The sequence below is a fragment of the Bacillus sp. 17RED48 genome (assembly GCF_019837545.1).
GTDB lineage: Bacteria > Bacillota > Bacilli > Bacillales > Bacillaceae_G > Bacillus_A > Bacillus_A wiedmannii.
Genome location: NZ_JADAXG010000010.1, coordinates 1 through 12590, shown reverse-complemented (window position 1 = coordinate 12590; position 12590 = coordinate 1). Strand labels below are relative to the sequence as shown.

The window sequence follows — 12590 nt, the reverse complement described above, 5'->3', positions numbered from 1 at the left end:
GTTTTCTTTATTCGTCTTCTTTTTTATCTTCGATTTGGAGTTCTGCTTCTGGTTTATGGTATGTGTAGAAGCTATCCACAAGTAAATCTAAATGCTCTACTTCTTCACTATAGTTAATAATGGCAGAAATAAGAGGGAAGAGGTGTAGCCATGTTTTATAAGCTTCCTCATCGTCCTTGTTTTGATAATCCATAAAGATATCAATTAATTCTTGTTTACCTGTTTCAACTTCATCAAGCATTTCAACGGATTGTTGTTTTTTTGCTTTACCAATAAATTTTAATAAAACTTGTTCATGGTAATGGGTTAATGAGTCAAGTTCGTTTTGGATAGATTCCTGAAATTCTTCTGGCATATAGCGCAGTTCATTTTCAGTACGATGTAATGATTTTAACGTACTTAAAGCACGGCTTGTCGTCGCTAACATTTGTCTGAATAAAACGAGCTTACGAATTTTTGCGAACTGTACTTTTTTCGTGTAGCTTCTTTCTTCTTTATACAGCAAATAGTAATGGTTTAGTTTGATCATCTTTTCTTTCATACGATCAATATCAGTTTTTAGCGTTGTAAAATCAGAAGCTTGCCTACTATTCATTCGAATCCATTTTACAATTTCTTCTGTATTATCAACGATACGGTGATATAGTTTTGTTTCGTATTTTGGCGGCATAAACACTAAATTTACAAGTGAAGCCGCAATAATTCCAATCATAATCGTCGCAAAGCGAAGTAAGGCAAAACTAAAGAAATCGTCGCCTTGATACTCCATAATGGCGATAACTGTTACTAAAGCAATTGATATTGTGTTTTCTAATCGTAATTGTAACGTAAGCGCAATTACTAATATACATGTTAATCCAATAATAAAAGGATTATGTCCAAAAGCAGTAGCAAATACGATAGCGAATACCGCACCAATGACGTTTGCTTGAATTTGCTCAAGAGCTGTTAAATATGAGCGGTATACAGACGGTTGAACAGCGAATATAGCTGAGATTCCCGCGAATACTGGACTCGGTAATTGAAGTAAAATACAAGCAAATAAAGCTAATGTGATGGCAATACCCGTTTTTAAAATGCGAGCACCAAGTTTCATACCCTTAATAAGATCCTTTCTCTTGTCATAATGAATGTACAACATGGTACTATACATTCATTACAATATGTTAGCAAGTGATATTTTAGTGACGTTAATAAGAAATTAAGATTCATTTTATACTTTTTCCTAATTCTTTTTAAACATCAATTTTTAGTGAAAAAACCTGCTGAATTTCAGCAGGTTTCAAATTGTTACTATAGATTACTATGAGAAGTGTACTTCGTCAATTTTTTCTTGAGAATGAAAAGTTGGTATATCACTCTGTGGAGATAGATGGATCAGCCTGCTCTTTTTTCGGGATAATTTCAAAAAACTGTTGCTGCATATCATCGAGTAACGGTGTTAATAAAGCAACTTCCTCGTATTGCTCATGTTCATTTAATACACGAATATAATCTAGCAATAACTCAGTCACATCTTGCACGCCATTTTTACTAATTGGTTGTAATGTAACATTTGCCCCTTTTGCGATTCTTCTTTTTAAGGCGTTTTCTGTTAAACCCGAGCTTGAATCATGACGTAAATAAACAACACCACCAGTCATACCAGCACAAATCCATGGACCAGGATCCCCTAAAACAAGCGCTCGCCCATTTGTCATATATTCAAAAGCGAAACCTTTAATATTAGAGTATACACCTATATTCCCTTGCTCTTTTTCACGGAGTGGCTTTGTCATTCGCCCTCCAATTATCATGTCTGCTCCAGAGAGGCGAATGCCGGCGCGAGCATCAGCGTTACCTTGAACGTATAGCGATCCTTTTTGTGCACCGTACCCAAAACCTTTTCCGACAGAACCGTTATAATATATGCCGTCTTTTCCTTTTGCTTTCGTTATATAAATACCACCACCAAAGGAAGTTTTACCAATACCATCTTGTGCACCGCCATTTACGTGTATAAATAAGTTCTCACTATTATAAGCACCTAATCCATTTCCAGGAATAGAGCCATTCGTATACTTTAATGTAAGTGGTTCAAGCTTCGTGTCTTCATATAATTTACTACGAACGCGATAGCAAGATTCTAGACCACCCATAACGCGTTGCTCTACGCCAACGCCTACTAATTCTTTTGAATGAGGGGAATGAACTGTTTCAAATTGTTTTTCCGGTACGTATTCTGTTTTTGTAACAGATGGGTGTTCTATCGTTTGTAGTAAATTACATAAGTTTAATAAATTTTCGCCTTGAACTTGTTCTAATAAATCGGAATGTCCAACAATTGCTTGTAAATTTGTATAACCAAGATTTCCTGTTAATCGTTTTAGTTCTACGCCAAAAGTGGTGAATAAATGTAATAATCCAGCAACGGCGCTTTCTAATTCGCGCGGGACGAAGCGGCGTAATCCGTGTTCTTTCGCCTGAGCTTCAGACTCAATTTGTGTTGCAATTCCAACGTGACAAGTATCTAGATGACATCCGCGGCAAGTTGTACAGCCGATTGCAATCATGGATAATGTACCAAACCCAATACGGTTTGCTCCAAGGAGCATGATTTTCAAGGCATCATTAACACTTCGAATACCACCGTCAGCCCAAATTTCTACTTTATGTCTCATATTTGCTTCTAATAAAGCATTGTGAGCGGCTTTCACACCAATTTCTACAGGAAGCCCTACATGTTGCAATGCGTGAATACGTGCAGCACCTGTACCACCATCAAATCCGCTAATGTTAATAAAGTCAGCACCAGCTTTTGCGATACCGACAGCAATTGTTCCAATGTTAGGGACGACAGGGACCTTTACAGCTACTTTCGCAAGTTGATTAGCCGTTTTAATTTCTGTAATCATTTGAGCTAAATCTTCAATGGAATAAATATCATGGTTGTTAGAAGGTGAAATTAAATCTGAGCCAATTGTAGCATTACGTGCTTCAGCGATTTTTGCTGTTACTTTTGAACCTGGCAAATGTCCACCTTCACCAGGCTTTGCGCCTTGCCCGATCTTTATTTCAATTAAGTTTGATGAATTTAGTAGTTCGGCATTTACGCCAAATCGCCCAGATGCAACTTGTTGTCCACGTGTATGTGGATATTTTCCAATCATATCTTTAATTTCGCCGCCTTCACCGTTTAAACTAATCATATTTAGCTGATCGGCCGCTTCTGCATATGCACGGAAGGCAACTTCATTTTGAGAACCGAATGACATGGAACTAATAATAAATGGTAAATCATGATTTTGAATGCTGATGGACACTTCTTCAGTTGGAACTACATGTTTTGTTTCTTTCGTTTGAACAAGGTGTCTAATTGCGATTGGATTATTTTCTTCTAATTCACTTAACTTGTCACGGTAATCATCATAAGAGTTTCCTTTTGCGACATCGCCGATTGCTTTCCAAATTCGCGGGAATATATGAAAAGATTTTCGCATTCTAACTTTAGGATTGTTATAATCATCCGCTCGCAATTGTGCATCTTCAGCAAGTGATTCAAGCGAAAAAGCTAAATCATTTGAACCGAAGAAATTCGTAATTTGTAATATATTTGCGATTTCCTCATGTAATCCGATAGAAGAATAGAGGCGACCGTAACCACGTAATTCATGAATTCCAATTGTTGAAATGACTTTTTCTAGTCCTTTATTAAGAGCAGTATACAAATTCGTAATTGGCGTTTTTGTTCCATCATTTACGGTTGCAAATAATAAATATGGATTCATACCATCTGCTCCTAATCCATACAGTGTGACGATATCATGTAAGGAGCGAAGGGCACCAGAACGTATAACGAGAGAGCAGTTTCGGCGTAATTTATTTTCGCTTAATACTTGATGTACTTTAGCGGTAACTAAATGCGGATCAATCCATAACTGTTCATTTAGATGAGCGTTGGCATCGTCTATTAATAGTAGGGAAGCTCCATCGTTCACGGCCTTTATCGCTTCAGAACTAATTCGATTTAAGGCGCATTGTAAAGTTTCTGTCGGACTGAATGTAGCAGAGATTGTAGCGATAGAGCTATGAGTATTGAATAGCTGTATAAGTTGTTCGTACGTAATTGTGTGTAATTCCTCTGTAATAGATTGTGCTACACTTCCTTCTAGAATAATGGGGGAAAGCATCTCAACTACAAATGGCTGTTTAGCTCCGCTTAATAAACTTGGGCGCTCTCCAAGTATTGTTCGTGTGGAGAAGTGCTCGACCTCTCGATCACGATCGATTGCTGGATTTGTAACAACGGCTACACTTTCCTTAATGAAATCAGCGATATTTCGTCTATCAGTATCGAGTGCTGCAAGTGGTGAGTCATGCCCAAGTGAGCGAATTGGCTCGACGCCTTTTGTTGCCATCTGTTCAAGAAGCTGAATATGTTCTCGATCCCACCCGAAAGAAACGTACTGTTTCGTTTCAACTTGAACAGAATCACATAATCCTTGGATTTCTTTCGTTTCAGGGATAGATAAGTTTAAATGATAATTGCTAACATCGATTCGTTTTTGGAAACGATTATATACTTCAATTTGGTATTTGTCGTATTCATAAAGAACAAGTTCATCTTGTTCATTCCATTTTAATCCGACCTTTTCTCCAGGAGCGAGTGGTTTCGGTTCTTCTACATATTCGGTTGGTGATACAACTCCAGGTTCAGAAGAGAAAACATAAGAACTCACTGTCTCTACTTTCCATACTGGTCGTAGTCCAAGGGAATCAACGCTGAAAACAGCCTCATCTTTATAACGTGAAATAATACCAGCTGGACCTTGCGCAAAATGGCCCCATGCTTCACGTATATACGTATATAAATCTTGTAAATGCGGTTCATAAAGTTTAATTTCATTAATAATTGGTGGGAATAGTATATCCATTGCTTCAAATAAACTGTAGTCGTATTGAACAAGTAGGGTTTCTAGGGTGCGGTTTAAATCTTGGGAGTCACTTCCCCCAACAGTAAGTGGAACATGAATCATGTCAGCTTGATCGCGTAATTTTGCAATTGTGTTAATTTCACCATTATGTCCGAGAATGCTAAATGGTTGTACACGAAAAAAATTAGATAATGTATTAGTAGAATAGCGGTTATGTCCTAGTGTCATAGTTGAAGCGATAAGTGGATGTTGTAAATCATTGTAATAGGCAACAAGTGTATCCCCAGCACCTAGAACTTTATATACAACATGGTCACGACTTAATGAAGCAACATGAATCGCTTCGTTTTCCTCTATTTTTATCGTTACTGAAAATAATGTTTGCTCAATATTTTCAACTTTATTTTCTGCGATAAGAGCAACTTGCCAAAATAAAGGTTCTTCCTGTTTACCAAGTGGACCGAGTGCATCGGAATTTATTACATCATCACTTTCAAAAATAATAGTAAAATTTTCGTTATTTAATTGCGTACGAATATGATTTTTTAAATTAACGATATTTGCGTTTTTGTTTAGAAAAAAATGTCCAACGATAAAGTGGGGATGATCCACAATCGTTGGATTGTATCCGTTATTTTTCAGCTTTTCATTCCAAAGTGCTTTTGGGACATCAATGTGAATTCCGATACCATCTCCTTCACCATTAATGAAACCAGCTCGATGATTCATTTTGACAAGTGATTGTATGCAAAGGTCGATGTTTTCTTTTGTAGGAATTTTTCGTTTCTCCATAACGGAAACGATTCCACACGCATCATGTTCTGCATTTTTATAATCTCGAAATAAAGACGGTGTCCATGTATTTGTTTTATTGAGCATCCGTCAATCCCCCCTCTTATTGAAGTTTGAATAATCTTACTATTCAAGGCGTGAGCAGCCTTATATACAAGGATAGTAAGGATATAAAATAAAAATAAAACAGATAATTATGAATAATTATACTATTAATGAGGGATTTATGAAATAGAAAAAAGGAAAAAAGAAAGATGTGCTTTCTTTTTTCCTTTTAATGACGGGATTATTTATTATCCGCTAAAGCAGCAAATGCTCTGCCTACAGCTTCAATTGTATATTCAATATCTTCTTTTGTATGTTCTGTCGTTAAGAACCATGCTTCGTATTTAGAAGGTGCTAAGTTAACTCCTTCTTGAAGCATAAGCTTGAAGAATTTACCGAACCTTTCACCGTCTGTATCTTGTGCTGCATCGTAATCTTCAATTGTATTTGTTGTGAAGTATACAGTTAAAGCACCTTTTAGTCGGTTTAATGTAATGTCGATATTATGTTTTGCAGCTTGCTCTAAAATTCCCTTTTCAAGCATCGCACCAAGTTCATCTAATTTCTCATAAAGACCTTCTTGTTGAAGAACTTCTAGACAAGCGATACCGGATGCCATAGAAGCAGGATTTCCTGCCATTGTACCAGCTTGATATGCAGGTCCGAGCGGAGCAACTTGTTCCATAATTTCTTTCTTACCACCATAAGCACCGATCGGAAGTCCGCCGCCAATAACTTTACCAAGCGCTGTTAAGTCTGGTGTTACGCCAAGTAAGTCTTGAGCACCACCGTACATAAAGCGGAAAGCAGTAATAACTTCATCATAAATTACTAGTGCACCAGCTTCGTGAACAAGTTCATTCACTTTCTCAAGGAAGCCAGGTTTTGGCTCTACAATACCGAAGTTTCCAACAATCGGTTCTACAAGGATAGCTGCTACTTCATGTCCCCATTTATCTAAAGCTTCTTTTAAAGTTTCTACATTATTAAATGGAACGGTAATAACTTCTTGAGCGATACTTTGTGGTACACCGGCTGAGTCAGGAGTTCCTAGCGTAGAAGGGCCAGATCCAGCTGCTACAAGTACTAAATCAGAATGACCGTGGTAACAACCAGCAAATTTCATAATTTTTGTGCGGCCTGTGTAAGCACGAGCGACGCGAATTGTTGTCATTACTGATTCAGTACCAGAGTTTACGAAGCGGACTTTATCTAATGCAGGCATTGCTTCTTTTAACATTTTTGCGAATTTTACTTCTAGTGCTGTTGGTGTTCCGTAAAGTACACCATTTTCAGCAGCTGTTGTAATTGCTTTTGTAATGTGCGGGTGAGCATGTCCAGTAATAATAGGACCGTATGCTGCTAAATAATCGATATATTTATTTCCGTCTACATCCCAGAAATAAGCACCTTTTCCACGTTCCATAGCAACAGGAGCGCCGCCGCCAACTGCTTTAAAAGAACGAGAAGGACTATTAACGCCGCCAACGATATGTTCTAAAGCTTCTTTATGTAATGCTTCTGATTTTGTGAATTTCACTACAATTCATCTCCTTACAAAAATCTATGTATTATTCTAACATGTTTTTCGAAAAGACGTATTGTTTGTGATAGAGAAGGCAGTTGGGTAAACTATTCGTTGTGACATTTAGGAAGGGGGTCCGATTATGAAATCGGTAATTGAGGTACAAGGGTTACGTAAAGAATTTACAGCCTATTCAAGTCGTCCGGGATTAAAGGGTGCTTTTCGCGATTTATTAAATCGTAATTATAAAATAGTACCAGCAGTAAATGATGTATCTTTTACTGTGAAACAAGGTGAAATGGTTGGGTATATAGGTGAGAACGGTGCTGGTAAATCAACAACTATTAAAATGCTTACGGGGATTTTGACTCCGACATCAGGAGAAATTTTAGTAAATGGGATGAACCCGCATAAGCAGAGAGAAGAATTCGTAAGAACGATTGGTGTTGTTTTCGGTCAACGCTCACAACTTTGGTGGGATATTGCTGTACAAGAATCTTTTCGTTTATTAAAAAAAGTGTACGGTGTATCAGACGCTCAGTATAAAGAGCATATGGAACACGTGATTGAAACGTTAGATATTGGTCCTTTATTAGATAAGCCAGTTCGAAAGTTATCTCTAGGTCAAAGAATGCGTTGTGAATTAGCGGCAGCATTAATTCATAATCCACCGTTATTATTTTTAGATGAACCAACAATTGGGTTGGATGTTCTTGTGAAATTAAAAATACGTGAATTTTTAAAAGAAATGAATGAACGTTATAAAACAACAATCTTATTAACAACCCATGATATTACTGATATTGAAGCTTTATGTGAGCGCGTTATCATGCTGGATGAAGGAAATATTATGTATGACGGTTCTTTAAATAATCTTCGTACACAGTGGGGAGCAGAGAAGGAAATCCATTTTCAATTTATTGCACCAGTTTCCTATCAGGCTTTATCAATGGTTATGCCAGATAGTCATGTCGTTTGGTCGAAAGCGAAAGAGGAAAACGCGTGGGTTGCAAAAATACCGAATGAAGAAGTTATCATTTCAATGCTTATTTCTAAAGTAGTACAAGCCTTTCAAATTAAAGATTTAAAAATTAACGAAGTATCTACAGAGGAAATTATTCGTAACATTTATGAAGAAGGTATTAAACATGGGTAAGTACATTGAAATGATTCGGATTCGCTTTTTAATGATGCTTGCGTATCGTACAAACTATTATAGTGGGATTTTAATTTATACAATTAATATCGGTGCGTATTATTTTTTATGGCAAGCAATTTATAGTGGAAAAGAGAATATTGAAAGTTTATCTATTTCGCAAATGACTACTTATATCGCAATTGCGTGGATGGCACGTGCTTTTTATTTTAATAATATAGACAGGGAAATTGCGATGGAGATTCAAGAAGGACGTGTAGCAGTAGAACTCATTCGTCCATATAACTATTTAGGCATGAAAGTGATGCAAGGTCTTGGTGAAGGAATATTTCGTTTTGCTTTCTTTTCAATTCCAGGTATGGTTATCGTTACCTTATTATTTTCATTGCAAATTACAACGAATTTTCAAACGTGGTTATATTTCTTCTTATCTTTAATATTTAGTTTTATTATTAATACACAAATTAATTTAATGACGGGAATGCTCACGTTCTTCCTATTTAATAATAGTGGAATTATGTATGCGAAACGTGTCGTTATTGATTTATTTTCAGGTCTATTATTACCAATTAGTTTTTATCCGTTATGGGCCCAAAAGGCAATGATGTTTTTACCGTTTCAGGCAATTAGTTATATTCCGAGTATGATTTTTTCAGAAGGTATACAAGGAAGTAAATTGTATGAGGCATTATTATTCCAAGTAATTTGGGCAATTGTACTTATTATTCCAATTGTACTCATGTGGAGAACGGCGAGAAAACGTCTAATTGTACAAGGGGGATGATGAGATGATATATATAAACCTATTTTTGCAATATGCAAGCCAATATATAAAAACAAAATTGGAGTATCGGGGCGATTTTATCGTTGGATTACTTTCTGATTTAGCACTACAGGCTGTTAATTTAATCTTTATTCTCGTTGTGTTTGGGCATACACAAGCATTAAAGGGCTGGAGTAGAGAAGAAGTAATCTTTATTTATGGTTTCTTTTTAGTGCCGTTTGCCATTTTCTCAGCTTTCTTTAACATATGGGACTTTAATGATCGTTACATTATTAAAGGAGAAATGGATCGTATATTAACGAGACCGATTCATAGTTTATTTCAAATTATATTAGAAAGAATGGAACTGGAATCTTTAATTGGAGCGATTACAGGAATAATTGTAATGGGATATGCAGCAGTGGAGCTGCAATTATCTTTTTACTGGTACGATTTCTTCTTATTCTTACTGATGGTAGGAGGAGGAGCACTTGTATACGGAGGGATATTTGTTACGCTTGCGAGCCTTGGTTTTTGGTCGGATGCGAAAAGTTCAATTATGCCGCTAATGTATAACATAGGTAACTATGGTCGCTATCCTGTTAACATTTATAACCGTGTGATTCGCTTCATTTTAACGTTTGTTTTACCATTTGCGTTTGTCGGAGTGTATCCAGCAGCATACTTTTTAAGAAAAACAGAGTGGAATAGCTATGCATTTGCAACACCATTCGTTGGTGTTATCTGTTTTACGATTGCAATTACTCTTTGGAATCAAGGGGTAAAAAGGTACCGTGGTGCTGGGAATTAATTATAGAAGCTTGTTTGTTTCTAAGGGATAAATCCAATGGCCGTCTCATACATATAAAATGAGGTGGAGGACATGTTATGGGGATTTATTCTATTAATTGCAGCAATTGCTATTTTGAGAAGTGTCCAATTGTTATGGAGTTCATATTCAGATTCTAGGCGTTTCTTTTCGCTTTATAATTTAGCCTCCTTATTTTTAATTTATACAACGGTATTGATTGCGTTTGGGTTAAGTTATGTTGTATTAGAAGAAATGGGTTTTGCAGTTTTGAAAGAAGATGGAGAAAGTTTGCATGCCCAATCTTTTCAACTTGTAGAAATTTGCTTATATTTTAGCGCAGTTACTTTATTGTCCGTTGGGTACGGTGATATAGCTCCGATTGGAATAGGGAGATGGATTGCGATTGCAGAAGCGCTAATTGGATATACATTACCGTTTGCTTTTGTAATGAGGTCTGTAATAGACAATGAAAAATAAGATAGCATTTGATATAGTAAAAGAAAAGAGTAGGAGTGATAACAATGATCACAGTAGGAGAAATGGCTCCAGAATTTACATTAGAGGGAAGTAACGGGGAACAAGTTCGCTTAGCTGATTTTCGTGGTAAAAACGTAGTGCTATATTTTTATCCGAAAGATATGACTCCAGGGTGTACAACTGAAGCATGTGATTTTCGCGATGCGTATGGATTATTTCAAGAGAAAGATACAGTTATTCTTGGTGTAAGTCCTGATTCAGCGAACAGACATCTGAAATTCATTGAGAAGCATGAGCTTCCATTTGTACTTTTAGTAGATGAAGGTCATAAGGTAGCGGAATTATACGACGTTTGGAAATTGAAAAAGAACTTTGGAAAAGAGTATATGGGAATCGAGCGTTCTACATTCCTTATTAATAAAGACGGTGAGCTTGTAAAAGAGTGGCGTAAAGTGAAAGTGAAGGGACATACTGAAGAGGTTCTTTCTTATATAAAGTAAATTCATTGTGGAGATAAAATATATAGAAGTAAGGCGAGTGTCTATACATATTTTATCGTCTTACATAAAGTGAAGTGTAGGGCATACCTCCTCAGATGATAGTATTCCAAGTGCGATTATGTCGCACTTTTTTTCTATGTAAATGTATAGAAAATGGGGAAGGATATATAAGAATAAGGCTATATACAAAAATAAACCACATACTTATAGTAGAAATATTGACGATTTATAAGAAAAGGAGTACACTCTTTATAAGAATTATAAAATAATAATCCGTATAGAATCGGGGTGCATGACGGTGGTCAAAGAAGAATTAAAAGAAGCGCTAGAAATGCTGAAAAATACGGGTGTACGCATTACTCCACAGCGTCATGCTATTTTAGAGTACCTTGTGGAATCTATGACGCACCCAACAGCGGATGACATTTATAAAGCATTAGAAGGTAAGTTTCCAAATATGAGTGTTGCAACTGTCTATAATAACTTACGTGTATTTAAAGAGGTTGGACTTGTAAAGGAATTAACTTATGGAGACGCTTCAAGTAGATTTGATTATGTTACAAGTCAACATTATCATGTGATTTGCGAAAAATGTGGTAAGATTGTTGATTTTCCTTATGGAGGTTTGGAACAGCTTGAAGAGGAAGCTGCGAAAACGACAAGCTTCGTTATTAATAGTCATCGCTTAGAAATTTATGGCGTTTGTCCAGAGTGTCATAAGGCGTAATATATAATAAAGAAAGAGGGAGACGTAAACGTCTCCCTCTTTCTTTATTATATATGGGAATTACGTTAGGTTCAGGAGGATTTAAAACGTTCAGTGAAGAACCTAAAATTAAAACTAAACGTTAAAAGGTGATTTCTTTGTTAAGAAATCACCTTTTAACGTTTAGTTTTGTAAGGGCACATTGTACCTATATATGCCTATGATTTATAGCTCTTCTTATTATATTTTTCATCAAATTCTTTTCCTTCTAGATTTCGATCCATTGTTAAAGGTTGGTTGCAATGCATACATGCGTCGACACGACCGAGCATTTTGGTCGGCTTATCGCAGCTTGGACAAATAATTTGTACAGTTTTAGTAGATAACATGCCAATCCAAAAGTAAACGACAGTACTAGCGATAACAGCTAAAAAGCCAACCATCATAAATGTCGTCATAATAATAATGTTTTCACGGAAAAAGACACCTAAGTATGCAATGAAGAGGCCGATAAATACTAAACTTAATGCAAAGGTCCGGATTTTATTGATTTTGTTTGAATACTTAATGCTCATTCTCACCACTCCCCTATAACAATAATATAACATAAAATTTAGAATTTTCACTCGTCCGTAAACGTGATAAACCGATAAGATATGAAATATGGAGTATAATGAAGAATGAAGGGAGGCTATAATGATTTTTGGAACATATTTTTAAAGTTTTAACGGGATGTGAAATTTTTTTGTAAAAAGTATTGACCCTTTATATACTGCATGATATATTAATAACCGTCGCTGATGCGGAAACGCAGAAAACGACAAAAAAGAAATTGAAAAACTTAGTTGACATCGAAAAACGAAGATGTTAACATAAGGAAGTCGCAAATGAGCGACTAAGTA

General features: G+C 36.1%; 10 protein-coding genes. 6 read left to right on the top strand and 4 right to left on the bottom strand.

Annotated elements, in window-relative coordinates; all coding sequences use genetic code 11:
• Nucleotides 1–7: 7 nt before the first annotated feature.
• From ILT06_RS27130 to hemL, 3 genes are all read right to left on the bottom strand, one after another.
• Nucleotides 8–1096 (bottom strand): aromatic acid exporter family protein, encoded by a 1089-nt coding sequence (locus ILT06_RS27130; RefSeq protein WP_064477270.1) that lies wholly within the window; start codon nt 1094–1096, stop codon nt 8–10.
• A 259-nt stretch (nt 1097–1355) separates the two neighbouring features.
• Nucleotides 1356–5792: a glutamate synthase-related protein gene (locus ILT06_RS27125; protein WP_098102479.1), complete on the bottom strand. Its 4437-nt coding sequence runs from the start codon at nt 5790–5792 to the stop codon at nt 1356–1358.
• Nucleotides 5793–5991: 199 nt separating this feature from the next.
• On the bottom strand, nt 5992–7290 hold the full coding sequence (gene hemL, locus ILT06_RS27120) for a glutamate-1-semialdehyde-2,1-aminomutase (protein ID WP_064477272.1): 1299 nt from the start codon (nt 7288–7290) through the stop codon (nt 5992–5994).
• A gap of 127 nt (nt 7291–7417) precedes the next feature.
• Here hemL and ILT06_RS27115 point away from each other — a divergent pair, with 127 nt between their 5' ends.
• The 6 genes from ILT06_RS27115 (at nt 7418) to perR (ending at nt 11709) form a co-directional block, all read left to right on the top strand.
• Complete coding sequence (locus tag ILT06_RS27115; protein WP_000843649.1) at nt 7418–8431, top strand: ABC transporter ATP-binding protein; 1014 nt, start codon at nt 7418–7420, stop codon at nt 8429–8431.
• Nucleotides 8424–9215 carry an ABC transporter permease gene (locus tag ILT06_RS27110; protein WP_000521517.1) on the top strand — a complete coding sequence of 264 codons (792 nt, stop codon included), beginning with the start codon at nt 8424–8426 and terminating at the stop codon, nt 9213–9215. Before ILT06_RS27115 ends, ILT06_RS27110 begins: the two co-directional genes overlap by 8 nt.
• Before the next feature lie 4 nt (nt 9216–9219).
• Entirely contained in the window at nt 9220–10005 is a 786-nt protein-coding gene (locus ILT06_RS27105) for an ABC transporter permease (RefSeq protein WP_000639385.1), read from the top strand.
• A 72-nt stretch (nt 10006–10077) separates the two neighbouring features.
• On the top strand, nt 10078–10482 hold the full coding sequence (locus ILT06_RS27100) for a potassium channel family protein (RefSeq protein WP_000964347.1): 405 nt from the start codon (nt 10078–10080) through the stop codon (nt 10480–10482).
• A gap of 44 nt (nt 10483–10526) precedes the next feature.
• Nucleotides 10527–10982, top strand: a complete 456-nt coding sequence (gene bcp, locus ILT06_RS27095; protein ID WP_222655673.1) for a thioredoxin-dependent thiol peroxidase — start codon at nt 10527–10529, stop codon at nt 10980–10982.
• Nucleotides 10983–11280: 298 nt separating this feature from the next.
• Nucleotides 11281–11709, top strand: coding sequence for a peroxide-responsive transcriptional repressor PerR (gene perR / locus ILT06_RS27090; protein ID WP_179876820.1), 429 nt, complete (start codon nt 11281–11283; stop codon nt 11707–11709).
• Nucleotides 11710–11906: 197 nt separating this feature from the next.
• Here perR and ILT06_RS27085 read toward each other — a convergent pair whose 3' ends face one another.
• Nucleotides 11907–12263 (bottom strand): YgzB family protein, encoded by a 357-nt coding sequence (locus tag ILT06_RS27085; protein ID WP_000025063.1) that lies wholly within the window; start codon nt 12261–12263, stop codon nt 11907–11909.
• Nucleotides 12264–12590: the final 327 nt, after the last annotated feature.